This is a genomic window from Lentibacter sp. (assembly GCF_965657785.1).
Classification (GTDB): domain Bacteria; phylum Pseudomonadota; class Alphaproteobacteria; order Rhodobacterales; family Rhodobacteraceae; genus Lentibacter.
The window spans coordinates 23,950-40,353 of the sequence record NZ_CBFHPP010000012.1 but is presented as its reverse complement, the minus strand read 5'-3'; the positions used below and the strand labels follow the sequence as shown (position 1 = coordinate 40,353).

Annotated in this window: 18 protein-coding genes; 11 read left to right on the top strand and 7 right to left on the bottom strand. The window is 61.3% G+C overall.

The window, feature by feature from the left end; genetic code table 11:
* Position 1: 1 nt before the first annotated feature.
* From ACTF58_RS08690 to ACTF58_RS08680, 3 genes are read right to left on the bottom strand one after another with little or no spacing between them, the layout of a single operon-like run.
* Positions 2-412, bottom strand: a complete 411-nt coding sequence (locus ACTF58_RS08690; RefSeq protein WP_438991584.1) for a hypothetical protein — start codon at positions 410-412, stop codon at positions 2-4.
* Positions 409-921: a hypothetical protein gene (locus ACTF58_RS08685; RefSeq protein ID WP_438991583.1), complete on the bottom strand. Its 513-nt coding sequence runs from the start codon at positions 919-921 to the stop codon at positions 409-411. Before ACTF58_RS08685 ends, ACTF58_RS08690 begins: the two co-directional genes overlap by 4 nt.
* Positions 914-1,888, bottom strand: a complete 975-nt coding sequence (locus tag ACTF58_RS08680; RefSeq protein ID WP_438991582.1) for an aspartate carbamoyltransferase catalytic subunit — start codon at positions 1,886-1,888, stop codon at positions 914-916. The genes ACTF58_RS08685 and ACTF58_RS08680 overlap by 8 nt, the downstream gene beginning before the upstream one ends.
* A gap of 103 nt (positions 1,889-1,991) precedes the next feature.
* On the opposite strand from ACTF58_RS08680, the gene ACTF58_RS08675 reads away from it, so the two are divergent.
* The 5 genes from ACTF58_RS08675 (at position 1,992) to ACTF58_RS08655 (ending at position 8,685) form a co-directional block, all read left to right on the top strand.
* Entirely contained in the window at positions 1,992-2,780 is a 789-nt protein-coding gene (locus tag ACTF58_RS08675) for a uracil-DNA glycosylase (protein ID WP_438991581.1), read from the top strand.
* Positions 2,777-3,319, top strand: coding sequence for a molybdenum cofactor biosynthesis protein B (gene moaB, locus ACTF58_RS08670; RefSeq protein ID WP_438991580.1), 543 nt, complete (start codon positions 2,777-2,779; stop codon positions 3,317-3,319). Before ACTF58_RS08675 ends, moaB begins: the two co-directional genes overlap by 4 nt.
* Complete coding sequence (locus ACTF58_RS08665; protein WP_438991579.1) at positions 3,316-3,768, top strand: NUDIX domain-containing protein; 453 nt, start codon at positions 3,316-3,318, stop codon at positions 3,766-3,768. Before moaB ends, ACTF58_RS08665 begins: the two co-directional genes overlap by 4 nt.
* Before the next feature lie 72 nt (positions 3,769-3,840).
* Positions 3,841-5,301, top strand: a complete 1,461-nt coding sequence (locus ACTF58_RS08660; protein ID WP_438991578.1) for an efflux RND transporter periplasmic adaptor subunit — start codon at positions 3,841-3,843, stop codon at positions 5,299-5,301.
* 3 nt (positions 5,302-5,304) lie between these two features.
* A complete protein-coding gene (locus ACTF58_RS08655) occupies positions 5,305-8,685 on the top strand; it encodes an efflux RND transporter permease subunit (protein WP_438991577.1) in 3,381 nt (1,126 codons plus the stop codon).
* On the opposite strand, the gene ACTF58_RS08650 is transcribed toward ACTF58_RS08655, so the two are convergent.
* Positions 8,670-9,449: a protein-disulfide reductase DsbD domain-containing protein gene (locus ACTF58_RS08650; RefSeq protein ID WP_438991576.1), complete on the bottom strand. Its 780-nt coding sequence runs from the start codon at positions 9,447-9,449 to the stop codon at positions 8,670-8,672. The genes ACTF58_RS08655 and ACTF58_RS08650 overlap by 16 nt on opposite strands.
* A gap of 128 nt (positions 9,450-9,577) precedes the next feature.
* On the opposite strand from ACTF58_RS08650, the gene ACTF58_RS08645 reads away from it, so the two are divergent.
* A complete protein-coding gene (locus ACTF58_RS08645; protein ID WP_438991575.1) occupies positions 9,578-10,138 on the top strand; it encodes a YqgE/AlgH family protein in 561 nt (186 codons plus the stop codon).
* A 122-nt stretch (positions 10,139-10,260) separates the two neighbouring features.
* Here ACTF58_RS08645 and ACTF58_RS08640 read toward each other — a convergent pair whose 3' ends face one another.
* Positions 10,261-11,208: an L-threonylcarbamoyladenylate synthase gene (locus ACTF58_RS08640; protein WP_438991574.1), complete on the bottom strand. Its 948-nt coding sequence runs from the start codon at positions 11,206-11,208 to the stop codon at positions 10,261-10,263.
* Between the two features lie 96 nt (positions 11,209-11,304).
* Between ACTF58_RS08640 and ACTF58_RS08635 the strand changes: the two genes are divergently transcribed.
* The 5 genes from ACTF58_RS08635 to ACTF58_RS08615 all read left to right on the top strand — a co-directional run bounded on the left by ACTF58_RS08635 (position 11,305) and on the right by ACTF58_RS08615 (position 15,354).
* Positions 11,305-13,026: an acyl-CoA dehydrogenase gene (locus ACTF58_RS08635; protein ID WP_438991573.1), complete on the top strand. Its 1,722-nt coding sequence runs from the start codon at positions 11,305-11,307 to the stop codon at positions 13,024-13,026.
* The gene (locus tag ACTF58_RS08630) at positions 13,023-14,063 is read left to right on the top strand and encodes an MBL fold metallo-hydrolase (protein WP_438991572.1); all 1,041 of its coding nucleotides are present in this window, start codon (positions 13,023-13,025) and stop codon (positions 14,061-14,063) included. The genes ACTF58_RS08635 and ACTF58_RS08630 overlap by 4 nt, the downstream gene beginning before the upstream one ends.
* Positions 14,064-14,067: 4 nt before the next feature.
* On the top strand, positions 14,068-14,523 hold the full coding sequence (locus ACTF58_RS08625; protein ID WP_438991571.1) for a DUF6173 family protein: 456 nt from the start codon (positions 14,068-14,070) through the stop codon (positions 14,521-14,523).
* Between the two features lie 80 nt (positions 14,524-14,603).
* Entirely contained in the window at positions 14,604-14,738 is a 135-nt protein-coding gene (locus tag ACTF58_RS08620; RefSeq protein ID WP_438991570.1) for an aa3-type cytochrome c oxidase subunit IV, read from the top strand.
* A 4-nt stretch (positions 14,739-14,742) separates the two neighbouring features.
* Positions 14,743-15,354 carry a hypothetical protein gene (locus tag ACTF58_RS08615; RefSeq protein WP_438991569.1) on the top strand — a complete coding sequence of 204 codons (612 nt, stop codon included), beginning with the start codon at positions 14,743-14,745 and terminating at the stop codon, positions 15,352-15,354.
* Here the strand turns inward: ACTF58_RS08615 and ACTF58_RS08610 are convergent.
* Together ACTF58_RS08610 and ACTF58_RS08605 are read right to left on the bottom strand one after the other, a co-directional pair.
* Positions 15,351-15,677, bottom strand: coding sequence for an AzlD domain-containing protein (locus tag ACTF58_RS08610; RefSeq protein ID WP_438991568.1), 327 nt, complete (start codon positions 15,675-15,677; stop codon positions 15,351-15,353). The two genes, ACTF58_RS08615 and ACTF58_RS08610, sit on opposite strands and share 4 nt — an antisense overlap.
* Positions 15,674-16,390, bottom strand: a complete 717-nt coding sequence (locus ACTF58_RS08605) for an AzlC family ABC transporter permease (protein ID WP_438991567.1) — start codon at positions 16,388-16,390, stop codon at positions 15,674-15,676. Before ACTF58_RS08605 ends, ACTF58_RS08610 begins: the two co-directional genes overlap by 4 nt.
* Between the last annotated feature and the right edge of the window lie 14 nt (positions 16,391-16,404).

Sequence of the window (16,404 nt, the reverse complement as noted above, 5' to 3'; positions counted from 1 at the left end):
ATCAGCTCCTAGCGCTCGGGGCGGCGTCGCGGGTCTTGAGAATGAGGCGTGCGCCTGCGGCGGGGTCGGGTTGGTATTTGATCAGGTATTTGTCGCCCGTTCGGGTCACGACTTGAAGGGCGGAGAGCATGGGCTTGGCATCGGCGACCGTCTTGAGGGGGATGTCGTGGCCGTCAGGGCCGATCAGCTTGGTGTCGGTGAGTTTCCAGACCATGCCCATCTGTTCGCTCATGGCGTAGGTGCCGCGCGCGCCGATGGCGAGGACGGAGCCGACCACGCCTGTCCAGGGGTGGGGATTGTCGATATAAAAGAGCAGCCCCGACAAGAGCAGCGCGCCGAGGGCGGCGAGCAGGATATGCTCGCGGATATAGGTGCTGCGGGCGGGGGGGAAGCTTGCGATGATCTCGGTCATGGCGTGGCCTTCTCGGGGCTGGGAATATCGGCTTCGTCAGCGAGTGTGCCCATGAGGGCGCGGCGGGCGATGTCGATCTCGCGCTCGATGGTGCGGGGGTTTTTGAGGTATTTCATCAGGACGGCTTGGCCTGTCTCAAGATCAAGGCGCAGGTTTTTGTAGGGCTTGCGCCGTGTGGCGTGGATATCGGCGAGATTGACGGCGGCGTTCTGCTCGGGGGCGTTTGTGTTTTCGTAGATGAGCCTGAGCGAGGTGAGGTGCCAGATATCGGCGCGGTGGGTGAGCCAGCTTGTATAATCATCAAAGATGAAGGCGGAAAACACCGTGGTGAACCCCATGATCGGCAGCCAGTATTCGGGCGGCAGGCCGATGAGCGGGCCGAAGACCACGGCTGTGATCAGGCCGATAATCAGCGAGCGCTGCACAAAGACCCAGATATCGGGTTGGTAGGTGCCAAGGAAGGCCTCGTCGTCCAGAAGGGGTGTGACAGGGGCGGGCGGCTCAGACATAGGCGTCCTTTGCGGCGTCCTGTGAGGCGGCGGCGCGGCTTTCGCGCAGGTTGCGCGCCAGAAGGTCCATCGCGGCCATGCGCACGGCGACGCCCATTTCGACCTGTTCCTGAATGACGCTTCGGGTCACGTCATCGGCGATATCGCCGTCGATCTCGACGCCGCGGTTCATCGGGCCGGGGTGCATCACAATTGCATCTGGTTTGGCGTGGGCGAGCTTTTCCGCCGTAAGGCCGAAGCGGTGATAATATTCGCGCTCTGACGGAATAAAGCCGCCATCCATGCGCTCTTTCTGGAGGCGCAGCATCATCACCACATCGACGCCCTCAAGGCCTTCGCGCATATCGTCAAAGACCTCGACGCCAAATTCGTCGATCTGGCTGGGCATCAGCGTGGGCGGGCCAATCAGGCGGACGCGATTTTCCATTTTGCCCAGCAGCATGATATTGCTGCGGGCAACGCGGGAGTGGGCGATATCGCCGCAGATCGCAATCGAGAGGCGGTGCAGACGGCCCTTGGCGCGGCGGATTGTCAGCGCGTCCAAGAGCGCTTGAGTCGGGTGTTCGTGGCTGCCGTCGCCCGCGTTGAGCACGGCGCAATTGACCTTTTGCGCCAAGAGATCGACAGCGCCTGAGTGCGGATGGCGCACAACAAGCAGATCGGGGTGCATGGCGTTGAGCGTCAGGGCGGTATCGACCAGCGTTTCGCCTTTTTTGATCGAGCTTGCGGCCATCGCCATATTCATGACATCCGCGCCGAGACGCTTGCCTGCAAGTTCGAAAGAGGCCTGTGTGCGGGTCGAGTTTTCAAAGAACATATTGATCTGGGTGAGACCCGCCAGCGCCTCGGAATGTTTGTTCTGGGAGCGGTTGAGCGCGACATATTTGTCGGCCAGATCGAGAATAGAGGTGATGTCGGATTGGGAGAGCGGCTCGATCCCGAGAAGGTGACGATGTGCAAAGCTCATGGGCTGTCCCTCGCAAATTTCATGCGCTTATAAAGCGAGGGTCGGGAGCGTGCAATCTGCTTTCGGTGTTTTGGCGGTCTCACTGATGCGCTAGGATCATGACATGGAATCGGCACAAGACTATTGGGCGGCGCGGGCGGCTCTTGAATGGCAGGTGGAACTTGGCGCAGACGAGGCGCTGAGCGAAACGCCTGTGAACCGCTTTGAACTTCTGGAAAAACCCAAAGCCAAGGCGCAGGCCAATACGCAGGCCAAGGCGGCTGTGGCGGCGCCGCAGGTGCAGAATATTCATGTGGAAGCGCTCAAGATTGATGCGGTGGCCGAGGCGACCAAAGCCGCAGAGGCGGCGCAGGATCTTGGCCAACTGCGCGGGGCGCTGGAGCGGTTTGAGCATTGCGAGCTAAAGCGCGGGGCGCGCAACCTTGTCTTTGGCGACGGCACGCTGGGGGCGCGCGTCATGATCCTTGGAGAAGCGCCTGACCGTGAAGGCGACCGTGAGGGCAAGCCTTTTGTCGGGCAGGCGGGTGCGCTTTTGGGCAAGATGCTGGGCGCGATTGGCCTGAGCCTTGAAGACAGTGTTTACGCCAGCACAGTGATGCCTTGGCGGCTATTGAACCAGTCGGGGCCAAGCCCTGAAGAGATTGCTATGATGCGGCCCTTTGTGGCGCGGCATTTGGCGCTGGCTGCGCCTGAGTGCGTTGTTCTGATGGGCAATATTGCCTGTGATGTGGTGCTGGGACAGCGCGGGATCACGCGGCTGCGGGGCACGTGGGGCAAGGCCTATGGCTTGCCTGTGATGCCGATGTTTCCGCCCGAGACATTGATGCGCCAGCCCGATCTAAAGCGCGCCGCATGGGCTGATTTGTTAGAGATTAAAGCGAGGCTAGGATGAGCAGGATTGACGAAAGCCGTGAGTTTATCCCTGTGAGGATCGCTGTTTTGACGGTGAGTGACACGCGCGCGCTGGCTGAGGACCGCTCGGGAGATGTGCTTGTGGCGCGGCTCACCGAGGCGGGGCATTTGCTTGTGAAACGCGAGATTGTCCGCGACGAGCGCGGCGATATTGCCCAGCAGTTGCGCGACTGGGTGGCGAGTGGCGAGGTTGATGTTATTATCTCGACAGGCGGCACGGGGCTGACGGGGCGGGATGTCACTGTTGAGGCGCATCGTGATGTCTATGAAAAAGAGATCGACGCTTTTGGCACGCTCTTCACCATGATCAGCTTTGGCAAGATCGGCACCAGCGCTGTGCAGAGCCGCGCGACGGCGGGGGTTGCTGGCGGGTGTTATCTTTTTGCGCTGCCGGGCAGTCCCGGGGCGTGTAAGGACGGCTGGGACGAGATCCTGAAGTTGCAGCTTGATTACCGCCACAGGCCCTGCAACTTTGTTGAGATTATGCCGCGGCTGGACGAGCACAAGCGGCGCAAATGAGCGATATTTTCGAGCCATTGGGGCCAAAGGCGGGGCTGCAAGACGGGCCGAACCTCATCAAGGTGGCGGCGATTTATGCGTGCGATGAGCATGGGCGCGCGCTCTGTCAGCTGCGCGACGATTTTGAGAGCGTCGCGGCGGGCGGTATCTGGGGCCTGTTTGGCGGCAAGATCGAGGCGGGCGAAAGCCTGCGCAGCGCGGCTGTGCGCGAGTTTTATGAGGAAACGGGGATTGTGATCGGGGAGAGCGATCTGGAGCCGATGGTTGAGGTGGCTTCGAGCGTTTTGCCGGATTGGCGGATTTATGTCTTTGGGCTGATGCGGCCTGTGCAGCCCGACCAGATCAGGCTCGGTGAGGGCGCGGGATTTGCATTTTTGACAGAGGCGCAGATTAGCGACTACGACTTTATTGCGACCTATAAACAGTTTTTTGAAAAGATTTTCGACTGAAACGCAAATCTCATGCGTATATACACAAGGGCCTTGACTGTGAGGCTCTATGACGGGGCAAAAGGAAGATAGATGCGGTTTTTGCAGCGTGGATTGACGGGGCTTTTTATCTTTTCGGTGACGCTCGGGCTTTTGGCCTATGGGGCGATCCTTGTGCGCGGGGCTGTTGAGGACCGCATGAGCCAGGAGGCGCGGGTTCCGCCGGCGCGGGAGCGGGTTTTTTCTGTGAATGCTCAAAGGGTTGCTTTGGACAGAGTCACGCCTGTGATTTCGGCTTATGGCGAGGTGAAGAGCCTGCGCACGCTTGAAATCCGCCCGGCTGTGGGCGGCACGATTGTGAAAATGAGCGAAAATTTTGTCGAGGGCGGGCGCTTTGCGGCGGGCGAAGTCATGCTCAAGATTGACGATGCGGACGCGCGGGCGGCGTTTGAGCGGGCCGAGGCCGACCAGATGGATGCGAAGGCCGAGGGGCGCGACGCGGCGCGCGCTTTGGCGCTGGCGGGGGATGAGCTGCGCAATGCAGAAGAGCAGGCGGCTTTGCGCGAGCGTGCGCTGGTGCGCCAACAGGATTTGAAAGCGCGGCGCGTGGGCACAGATGCGGCTGTGGAGGCGGCCGAGATTGCCGCGAGCGCGGCCAAGGCGGCTGTTCTCACCCGCAGGCAGGCTTTGGCGCAGGCCGAGGCGCGGCTGGACAGTTCGGCCACGCGGCTGGCGCGGGCGGGGATCCAGCTTGCCGAGGCCGAGCGGCGTCTGGCCGAGACCGAGATTGTCGCGCGGTTTGACGGGGTTTTGAGCAGTGTGAACGCCGTGGAAGGGCGGCTTGTGAGCGCCAATGAGCGGCTGGCGGAGTTTGTCGACCCTGACGCGCTGGAAGTGGCGTTTCGGGTCAGCACGCAGGATTACGGGCGGCTTTTGGACACGGAGGGACGCCTTAAGGCGACCAAGCTTAGGGTCATTCTCGAAGATTTTGGCACCGACCTTGCGACAGAGGCGCGGCTGAGCCGTGCGGGCGCAGCCAATCTGGGCGGGGAGACGGGCCGCGCGCTCTTTGCAGAGCTGGCCGAGGCCAAGGGCTTTAAGCCCGGTGATTTTGTCGGCGTTGAAATTGAGGAGGCCCCGCTTGAGGCGGTTTCGATGGTGCCTGCGACGGCGCTGGGCACCGATGGCTCTGTCTTGCGGATTGGCGAGGACGGGCGGCTTGAGCTTGTGCAGGTTCAGCTTTTGCGGCGGCAGGGGGACAGCGTGATCATTCGCGCGCCAGAGCTTGCGGGGCAGCTTGTTGTCTCAAAGCGCACGCCTCTTTTGGGCGCGGGGATCAGTGTCACGGCGGTTGAGGCAGGGGCCGAAGCGACCGCGCCTGCGGCGCCCGAGATGATCGCCCTCAGCGAAGAGCGGCGGGCCAAGCTTGTGGCCGCCGTGGAGGCCAACAAAATGATGCCCAAGGACGTGCAAGAGCGGCTTTTGACGCAGCTTAAGGCGCCTGAAGTGCCGCTCAAAATGGTGGAGCGGATCGAAAGCCGTATGGGGGGATAAGGGATGCGCGATGTGGGGCTGATCGGCGGACTTATCTCTTACTTCACGCGCCACAGGACTGTGGCCAACCTGCTTTTGGTCAGTCTCATTGTGGCGGGGCTTGTCGCGATGCCACGGATGCGGGCGCAGTTTTTCCCTGATGTGATTGTCGATAATGTTTCTGTGAGCGTCGTCTGGGAGGGCGCGGGCGCAGAAGATGTCGACGCGGGGATTGTGCAGGTTTTGGAGCCTGCCTTGCTCACGGTTGAAGGCGTGGCCGAGGCCTTTTCAACCTCGCGTGAGGGGCGGGCGCGGATTGATCTTGATTTTGAACCCGGTTGGGACATGGCGCGCGCGGCGGATGATGTGCAGGCGGCTGTCGATTTTGTCACGCTTCTGCCTGAGGAGGCAGAAGACCCCAAAGTCGAGCGGGGCGTCTGGCGCGACCGTGTCACCGATGTTGTGATCACGGGGCCTGTGGGCGCGGACCAGCTGGCGCGGTTTGCCGACGAATTTGTCGCGCGGCTGTTTCAGGAGGGCGTGACGCGCACCACGATCCGTGGCGTTTCGGGCCAGAAAACCAATATTATTGTCTCAACGCGCGATCTGATCGAGCATGACATAAGCTTTGCCCAGATTGCGGGAGCGATTGGCGAAGAGGTCAATGCCGACCCTGCGGGCGATGTGACGGGGGCGAATGCGCGGGTGCGCACCGGTGTGGAAAAGCGCAGCCCCGAGCAGATCTCCCAAATTGTGATCAAGGCGCTGGCCGATGGCTCCAAGCTGACGATTGGCGATGTGGCGCAGATCGAGGTTGAGGGCGCGCTGCGGGGCGAGACTTATTATGTCGGCGCAAACCCTGCCATTTCTGTGCGGGTGGACCGCTCGGCGAGTGGCGATGCGATTGGCATTCAGGCCTCTGTCGAAAAGGTTGCGGCCGCGCTTGAGGCGACGCTGCCGCCCGATGTGTCGATTGACCTTATTCGGACGCGGGCCGAGGCGATTACGGGGCGTCTGGATATTCTGCTCGACAACGGCCTGATGGGGCTTGGGCTTGTGGTTGTCTTGCTGTTTTTATTTCTCAATGCGCGCACGGCCTTTTGGGTTGCGGCGGGCATTCCTGTTTCGATGCTCGCGGCGATTGCGCTGATGTTTGCTTGGGGTCTGACGATCAATATGATCTCGCTGTTTGCCCTGATCATCACGCTCGGGATTGTTGTGGATGATGCGATTGTGGTGGGAGAGCACGCCGATGCGCGGCTCAGGAAGCTGCGCGAGGGGCCTGTGGAGGCCGCCGAAAATGCTGCCAAGCGAATGGCTATGCCTGTGTTTTCGGCCACGCTCACAACCGTCATTGCCTTTTTTGCGCTGACCTTTGTGGAGGGGCGCTTTGGCGATCTGATTTCGGATATTCCTTTCACTGTGGTTGTGGTTTTGCTGGCCAGTCTGGTCGAGTGTTTCCTTATTCTGCCAAACCATATGGCGCATTCGCTCAAGCACGCCTTTGAAACCCATTGGTATGATTTGCCAAGTCGGGTTGTGAACCGCGGCTTTGAGCATATTCGCGAGCGTTATTTCCGCCCCATGATGGCTTGGGTTGTGACGCTGCGCTATCCTGTTTTTGCGGCGGTGGTTCTTGTTCTGGCGAGCCAAGTGGCGCTGTTTGTGCGCGGCGATGTGCAGTGGCGCTTTTTCAATGCGCCTGAACGGGCCTCTATTTCGGGCAATTTTGCCATGGTTCCGGGGGCGAGCCGCGAGGACACTTTTGCGATGATGCGCTTGCTGCAAGAGACAGTGACCGAGCTGGGCGTGGAGTATGAGGCCAAGCACGGGCGCAACCCGATTGATTATGTGCTGGCGCAGGTGGGCGGCAACACATGGCCGCCGCTGGCGGGCGCAGACACCAAAGAGCCAGACGAGCTTGGCGCTGTGGCGATCGAGCTGATTGATGCGGATTTGCGGCCCTATTCGAGCTTTGCGTTTCTGGCCGAGTTGCAAGACCGCTTGCCGAGCCATCCGCTTTTGGAAACTGTGAGCTTTCGCGGCTGGCGCTCTGGGCCGGGTGGCTCGGCGCTTGATGTGCAGTTCTTTGGCGCAGATGCCAATACGCTTAAGGCGGCGAGCGAGGCCTTGAAAGAGGCGGTTGCGCAATACCCCGAAGTGAGCGGGGTTGAAGACGATCTGGCTTATGACAAGGGCGAGTTTGTGCTTGATCTGAGCGCGCAGGGGCAGGCGCTTGGCTTTACGATTGATGGCGTGGGGCGCGAGCTGCGCCACCGCCTCAGCGGGCTTGAGGCGGCGACCTATCCTGACGGTGCGCGCTCGGCCACGATCCGCGTGGAGCTTCCTGACGACGAAGTCACGGCGGATTTTATTTACCGCACCCAGTTGCGCGCGCCGAACGGGCAATATGTTGCGCTTTCGGATGTTGTGAGCGTGCGGGAGCAGGCGGGCTTTTCCACCATTCGGCGCGAAAACGGGCTGCGCACCGTTTCTGTGACGGGGGACATCTCCGAGGATGATGCGGCGCGGGCGGCCGAGATTGTTCAGGCGCTACAGGAAAGAATTTTGCCTGATATTGCCTCCAAATTTCAGGTCGAGTGGCGGCTGTCGGGGCTGTCCGAGCAGGAGGGCGACTTTCTCAACGACGCTTTGACAGGGTTTATCCTCTGTCTTGTGGGGATTTATCTTGTCCTCGCTTGGGTTTTTGCAAGCTGGACACGGCCTGCCGTTGTGATGGCGATTATTCCCTTCGGGCTGGTTGGGACGATCTATGGCCATGCGGCGTGGGATGTGCCTTTGAGTATGTTCACGGTTGTCGGCTTGCTTGGCATGACAGGGATTATCATCAATGACTCGATTGTTCTGATCACCACGATTGACGACTATGCCGAAGAGCGCGGGTTGATCCCCTCGATTGTGGATGGCGCGGTTGACCGCTTGCGGCCTGTGCTATTGACCACTTTGACGACAGTTCTGGGCCTTGCGCCGCTCTTGTATGAAACGAGCCAGCAGGCGCAATTCTTGAAGCCGACAGTGATCACGCTGGTTTATGGGCTTGGCTTCGGGATGGTTCTGGTTCTGTTGATTGTGCCCTCTCTGATCGCGATGCAGGCTGATTTTTCAAAGCAGATCAGAAGCCTGCGGCGGGCCTTGCGCGCCAAGGATGCACGGGCGGTTCAGTGGCCTGTCGCGGTCGGTGCGGCGCTTGTCGGCTTCTGGTTTGTGCTGTCGCTGGGGTGGTTTGCGGTTCTGGGGCAGTTTGCGCCGCTGATCGGCGGGCTGGCAGCGGCCAGCACAGCGCTGGCTGCGCTGGGTGTGTTTCTGGCGGGGGCGGGTGTGATTGTCTTGCTGGTCGCGGTGACTGGCATGGCGCTTTTGGCGCGGGCTCAGTCGCAGCCCTGAATATCAACCGCGTTGTCTGTTCCAATCAGGGTGAGGCGCAGGGCCGATCTGTTGAGCGCGAATGCGCCGCTGAGCGCGTGGACCAGCTCGGTTTTGAGCGTGACGGTCTGGCCCTTGCGGCTGATCTCCGGGTCGCTCGCCCAAACGAGGGGGTCGCCTGTCTCAACGGCGGCGTCTTCTGCCCCGCCAAGGTGGGGCAGGCGGGTGGAAACCGTGAGCAAGACACCGCGTGACCCGAGCGCCGTCTCGCAGCTCACCTCATGAGGCTGGCGGCGCGGCACAGTGGCGAGAGCTGCCTTGATCGCTTGGATGTCAGCGCTGTTGTCGGGCGCGATGGTTTCATCAACGGCGATTGCGAAGGGCACGCAGATGTCTTTGCAGACCCCGATATCGACTCTGCCCTTGAGGCGGATCGGCTTGCCCGAAGTCTCGGGCGTCAGAGCGAGGGGCAGCACAAGGCGCTCGGTGTAGATGATCGAGCGCATCCCGTTTTGGGTATAAACGGTGGGGCGGGGCCAGGCGGGTGTGGCGCGTTCAAGATTGCGCGAGCCTTGCCAGTCAAAGCTGGGGGGGATACCCGCATCTCCCGGTGCGCGCCAGTAACTGTGCCAGCCCTCGGCCAGAGTGAGCTCAAGTGCGGCCATGCGCGTGCCGTCAGCCTCGCTCCAGCCGTGCAAAATGCGGGTCTGGACCTTGTCGGCATAGGGGTTGGCCAGCGCAGGCAGCGCGAGAAAGGCCAGAATAAGAGCAAGGGCTTTTGTCATCTGCCCTAGATGGGCCAAAGCGCGCGCAACGACAACTCACAATAGAGCGAGAAAGATTTCGCGGGAGGCCTTGTCGGGAGCGGCGCGGCTTGGCTAAAGTGAGAGCAGGGGTAAAACGGAGCAAGACAGTGCGGAACGAGAGCGATCTGACAGGGCAGCTTCTGATTGCGATGCCTGACATCGGCGATCCGCGGTTTCAGCGCTCTGTGATCCTGATTTGTGAACATTCAAAAGACGGCACGATGGGCCTGATCCTCAATAAGCCGTCCAGTGATGTTTCTTTTGAGGATCTTGCCAAACAGCTTGAGCTGGGCACGCCTGTGGGCAAACAACAGGTCTATTTTGGCGGACCCGTCGAGATGGGGCGTGGGTTTGTGCTGCACTCAAGCGAATATGTTTCGGGCCGCTCGAGCCATCTGGTTCTGGAGGGGCTGCGCCTCAGCACCTCGCTGGATGTGCTCGAAGATATGGTCACAGGCACAGGGCCGGGCGCGGCCCTCCTGATGCTGGGCTATGCGGGTTGGGGCGCGGGGCAACTTGAGGGCGAAATCCTTGCCAACGGCTGGTTGAGCGGACCTGCGGATGCAGAGTTTGTGCTCGGCGGCGGCGGCACCGAAATGTGGAGCGCCGCCCTGAAGCGGCTCGGCGTGACGCCTCTGCATCTCTCGGCAACAGCAGGGCACGCGTGACCCCGTCCTGACGGCCTGCTGCTTTCTTTTTGCCAAAAATATCCTGGGGGGAGCGCGAGGGGGGCAAAGCCCCTCTCGCCCCACCGCGATTTGACGCAGTCAAAGCGCAATCCCTGACAGCGCTAGCGCGGCGCGGCGGCGCGGGCGAGCCTGTCATTGATGGCAAGCCCTATTCCGCGCGCAGGAATGGGCGAAACGGCGATTTTACCCGCTTGCGCATCCAGCGCGCGCAGCATGGCAAAGAGGTTGGCGGCGGCCTCGCGCAGGTCGCCTGCGGGCGAGAGATTGAGCGCTGCCTTTTCAACGGGGCCAAAGCCGAGCAGCGCTTCGTCAGCCTCGGGGGCTGTCACGTTGAGGCGCAGGGCGGCGTCGGGCGCATAATGTGACGCAAGCTGCCCCGGCGCTATGATGGCGGCGGGGGTTGTGGCCTCTGTGAGCGGCTCGCCGAGTGCGGCTTCCAGCTTCTCGCGGGTGATCGAGCCGTGGCGCAAGAGTGTGGGCGCGCCCGCGAGGCTGACGATTGTGCTTTCAAGCCCGATCTCTGCTGCGCCACCATCGAGCACGGCGGCGACACGGCCCGTCAGCCCTTGCAGCACATGGGCCGCCGTTGTCGGGCTGATCTTGCCTGAAGGATTGGCCGAGGGGGCCGCCACGGGGCCGTCAAAGGCCTTTAGAAGCGCTTGCGCGACAGGGTGAGCAGGGCAGCGGATGGCCAATGTGTCGAGCCCTGCGGTCACAAGGCTGGCAATGCCGTGGCCTGCGCGCAGCGGTAGAACCAGCGTGAGCGGGCCGGGCCAGAAGGCGGCGGCGAGGCGCGCGGCCCTGTCGGGCCAGTCAACATAGCGCGCGGCATCTGCGGGGCGCGCGACATGGACGATGAGCGGGTTGAAACTCGGGCGGCCTTTGGCGGTATAGATACCCGCCACGGCCGCGCCATTGCGGGCGTCTGCACCGAGGCCATAGACCGTTTCTGTGGGCAGCGCGACACGCGCGCCCGCGCGCAGGAGGGCGGCGGCCTCGGCTATGCCTGCGGGATCGGCGGAAAGAAGGTGGGTTTCTGAAAGAGTCATGACGCCGCGTTATTGCAGAATTGGGATTTGAAAGCTTGTAGGTCAGGGGCGAGGGCTTGCCAAGCGGTGCTTTGCGGGCCGAAGAAGGAGAAGACCATGAGCTTTCGTGCCCCCGTTCAAGACTATGACTACATCATGCGCCATATTGTCGGCTATGACAAAGTCAGCGCCACGGCGCGCTTTGAAGAGGTGGGTGAGGCGCTGACCTCGGCTATTTTGACCGAAGCGGGACGGCTTTGTGAAGAAGTGCTCGCGCCGCTTCAGCGCAACGGGGATCTGGACCCTGCGCGGCTTGAAGACGGTGTTGTGCACACCTCAAAAGGCTTTGCTGCGGGCTATAAAGCGATCCGTGAGGGCGGTTGGATTTCGGTGGCGGCCAGTCCTGAGTATGGCGGCATGGGGCTGCCTATGACGGTGACCACGGCGGTCAACGAGATGATGAGTGCGGCCTGTCTGAGCATCGCGGTCAACCCGTTGATGACGCAGGGCCAGATCGAGGCGTTGGAGCATCACGCCAGCGACGAGATCAAGGCGATCTATCTGCCCAAGCTCGTTTCGGGGGCGTGGTGTGGCACGATGAACCTGACCGAGGCGCAAGCGGGCAGCGATGTGGGCGCGCTCTCAAGCAAGGCCGAGGACAATGGCGACGGCACCTATGCGATCACCGGCCAGAAAATATATATCAGCTGGGGCGACAACGACTTTAGCGAAAATGTCTGCCATCTGGTGCTCGCGCGCCTTCCCGGCGCGCCTGCGGGCACCAAAGGGATCAGCTTGTTTCTGGTTCCGAAATTCCTGCCGGACGCAAACGGCGAGGCGGGTGTGGCGAACAGCCTTCATGTTGTCAGTCTTGAGCATAAGCTCGGGTTGCACGGCAGCCCCACGGCTGTGATGCAATATGATGGCGCGACGGGCTGGCGTGTTGGCCCCGAGGGCGGCGGTATGGCGGCGATGTTTACGATGATGAACAACGCGCGGCTGGGCGTTGGCTGTCAGGGCATCGGCGCGGGCGAGGGCGCCTACCAAAAGGCGCTGGCCTATGCCAAAGAGCGCAAGCAGGGGCGCACGCCTGTTGCGGGCGGCACCGGCGCGATCATTGATCATGCGGATGTGCGGCGGATGTTGGCGACCATGCGCGCCGAGCTTTTTGCAGCGCGCTGTATCGCCATGGCCAATGCTGTGGCGATTGATATGAGCCATGCCACGGGCGCGCCTGACTGGGCGGCGCGGGCGGCTTTGCTGACGCCGATCACCAAGGCGTTTGGCACGGATACGGGCATCAAGGTGGCCGATATGGGCATTCAGCTGCATGGCGGGATGGGCTATGTCGAGGAGACCGGGGCGGCGCAATATGCGCGCGATGTGCGGGTCACGGCGATTTATGAGGGCACCAACGGCATCCAGTCGATGGACCTTGTCGGGCGCAAGCTCATGGACGGGGGCGAGGCGGCGCATACACTGATTGATGAGATGCAGCGCTTTGCCGAGGGGGCGCGCGCGACGCGGCCACGTATGGCGGGGCTGATCTGGGACGCGACCGAAACCCTGCGCGAGGCGACAGAGTGGATGGTGTCACAGACGGATATGACCGCGCGCTTTGCCGGGTCGGTTCCGTTTCTGGCGGCCTATGCGCGGGTTTTGGGCGGGTATTATCACCTCTGCGCCGCTGTCGCCGAAGGCACCAACGGGCCGCGCACCAAGCTGGCACGGTTTTACATCAACCGCTTGTTGCCCGAGTATAAGGCGCTTCTGGATCATGCCATGCAGGGCGATGCAGACCTCTATGCTCTGGATATCGAGGATTTTGACGTCGCATGAGAGATGATTTGCAGGGCATAAGATATCCGTGGCCAGACGCGCCCGAACCGGGCGGGTGGGTTGAGGTGGCCGAGGGGGTGCTCTGGATCCGCTTGCCGCTTCCGATGGTGCTCGATCATGTCAATGTCTATGCGCTTGATGAGGGTGACAGCTGGACGCTGGTGGACACAGGGTTTCACACCAAGCGCTCTGTTATGATGTGGGAAGAGCTTCTCAAGACGGCGCTGGGCGGCAAGCCTGTGGGCCGTGTGATCCTGACGCATCATCACCCTGATCATATCGGGATGGCGGGCTGGTTTGTGGAGCGGGGCGCAAGCCTTTGGGCCTCGCGCACGGCATGGCTCTTCTCAAGGATGCTTATTCTGGATGTGGAAGAGACGGCGACGCCGCAGGCCGAGGCTTTCTGGCGCGCGGCGGGGATGGACCCCGATATTCTTGCCAAGCGGATGGGCGAGCGGCCCTATAACTTCGCGGACGTTTGCGCGCCTATTCCTGTGGGCTATACGCGGCTCAAGGACGGTGATGTGCTTCATGCGGGCGGGCGCAGCTGGGATGTGCGCGAGGGCAACGGCCATGCGCCCGAACACCTCACCTTCTGGAGCCGTGAGGACAGTCTTGTGCTGTCGGGTGATCAGATCATCTGTTCGATCAGCCCCAATATTGGCGTTTACCCGACCGAGCCGATGGCGGACCCTGTGGGCGACTGGATCGCCTCTTGCGAGATATTTTCCGAACTCGCCCAAGAGGACCATATTGTCCTTGCGGGGCACAAACGGCCCTTTACGGGGCTGCCGTTTCGGATGCGCCAGCTGCGGGAAAACCATGTCCACGGGCTGGACCGTCTGGCGGCCTATATCGAGACGCCGAAGACGGCGGTTGAGTGTTTTCCTGTGCTCTTCAAACGAAAAATTGACCTAGGCACATATGGATTGGCCCTTGTGGAAGCTGTCGCACACCTTAATCATTTGCTATTAGAAGGCCGCGCCGAGCGAAAGCTTGATGAAAATGGCGCGTGGCTGTGGAGTAGCAAAGGGTAGGTTTATGAGCGATATGATTGTCACCTCGGCGGAAGCGATGGAGGCAGACGCGCTGCCCAAACGGCACGAGGCGCATTGCAGCCCGCAGGCGCAGGCGGGCCACAAGCCCACCACCGTGACCCCTAAACCCGTCGCGCAGAAAAGTCCTGCCGAGTGGGCGCATGAGCGGCTGATTCTCTATATCCAGAACTTTGAAGAGCAGCTCGACAACGAACACGAAGTTGCCATGGGCTTTACGGGCGGGGACGCGGGCGTCCTGCGGATCGAGGGTATGGGCTTTTTTGACCCTGACATGGTCACGTTTTACGGCGCGGATGCGTCTGGCGCGAAAACCCAGCTTGTGCAGCACGTGAGCCAGCTTAATGTGATGCTGCGCGCGCTGCCCAAGGAAGTGCCTGCGGCGGCGCCAAACCGGATCGGCTTCCGGCTGGCCAAAGCGCTGGAAGAGGGCGAGGCCTAAAATGCCGCAGCTTGCGGCAATCTAGTGACAGGCGCGCGCAAATGCAGTAATCAGCCCCAAACGCGAATAAGGAGACAGTTATGAGCGACCACAAACACGGCGAAATGGACACCAAAGTTCAAGAAGAAACCTTCAGCGGCTTCATGACTTGGGTCACACGCACAACGATTTTTTGCATCTGCTTGCTGATCTTCGCTTATATGGTCAACGGCTGATCTAATGTTTTGTTTTGCAAGGGGTTTTGCGGCGCTTTTGTTGGCGCTGTCGCTTATGGCTTGCTCAAAGCCTGCCACTTGGGCCTCTGACGAAGACCTTGCAAAAGTGCAATATCGCGACGCGGGGCCGACCAAGCTGACCCTGTTCACGATGATCAACAACCGTTCGGGCGCGGGGGCGCATACCTCGCTTATGATCAGCGCGAGCCAGCGTGTGATCTGGGACCCTGCGGGCAGTTTTTATCATCCGACTATTCCCGAGCGCAACGATGTGCTCTTTGGCATTCGCCCACAGGTGGCGGATGCTTATACGCGCTATCACGCACGCGAGACCTTTCATGTGATTGTGCAAGAGATTGAGGTTTCGCCTGCTGTGGCGGAGCAGGCTTTGCAACTGGCTTTGGCGCGGGGCAATGTCGGGGATGCGCAATGTGCGCTGTCGACCTCGGGGATTTTGAGCCAGCTTGAGGGCTTTGAGAGCCTCAAGGTGGGCTGGTATCCCAAAAAGCTGGCAGAGCAGTTCGGCGCTTTGCCAGGGGTTACGGAGCGCAAGCTCTATGAATATGACAACGCCGATTTGCGCAGCTATGACCCCGCAGAGGTCAAGCTCGATTAACCCAACAGATAGAGCGCCAGATAGAGCGTGGCTGCGCCTGCGGTGATCGAGATCAGGATATTGCGGAACCAAAGCCCTGCGGCCAGTGTCACGAAGGCGGCAAGGCCACGGGGCAGATCAAAGCTGCCGCCTGTGGCGGCGGGCCAGATGATCATCGGGGCGATGAGCGCGGGCAGCACGGCAACGGCCGTATAGCGCAGATGCCGCAGCAGCCATTCTGGCAGCGGCCTGTCGCCGACAAGGCCGAGAAACGTGAAACGCAGCAGGAAGCTGCCAAGGGCCAGAGCGGCGATCACATACCAGAGTTCGGGACGGTCGATCATTTGAAAAGCCCCCGTTTGGTGAGCATGAGTTCGGCTTGTGCGCCTGTGATCATGCCCAAGCTGGCCGCGATGATGAGGCCGAGATTGAAGGGAACCCATGTCAGGCACAGAGCGGCGAGACTGGCGATAAGCGCTGCTGCGAGATGGGCGGGGGTGCGCATCATGGGCGCTATGATGGCGAGGAATGTGATCGGCACGGCAAAGTCGAGCGCAAAGCTTTCGGGGACGCTTTCGCCAATGAGCGCGCCCACGAGGGTCATCAGATACCACATGGGCACAACGGGAATGCAGGCGGAAAAGAAATAGGTGATGCGCTGTTTGAGGCTCCAGCCCGGATTGCGCTCAAAGGCGGCCACCGAGCAGGCGTAGGACTGATCGACAGTGAGATAGGCCACAAGGGCGCGCTGCCAGAGCGGGGCTGCGCCCAAGTGGGGCGTCAGGGAGGCCGAATACATCGCCATGCGCAGATTGACCGCGAGGCCCGAGAGCAGCGCGATCACGGCGGGGGCGTTTTCATTGAGCAGTTGAAGCGTGGTGAACTGGGCGGCACCGGCTATGACCGCGACGGAGAAGAGGAGCGTCTCGGCGATGCTGAGGCCTGCTTCTGTGGCGACGACGCCAAAGACGAGTGCAAAGGGCGAGACAACAAGGATAAACGGCGCGGCGTCGCGTATGCCTTGTTGAAGCGGCGTTTTTGGTGTGGTTGCGCGCATGGCTTGCCTCTACA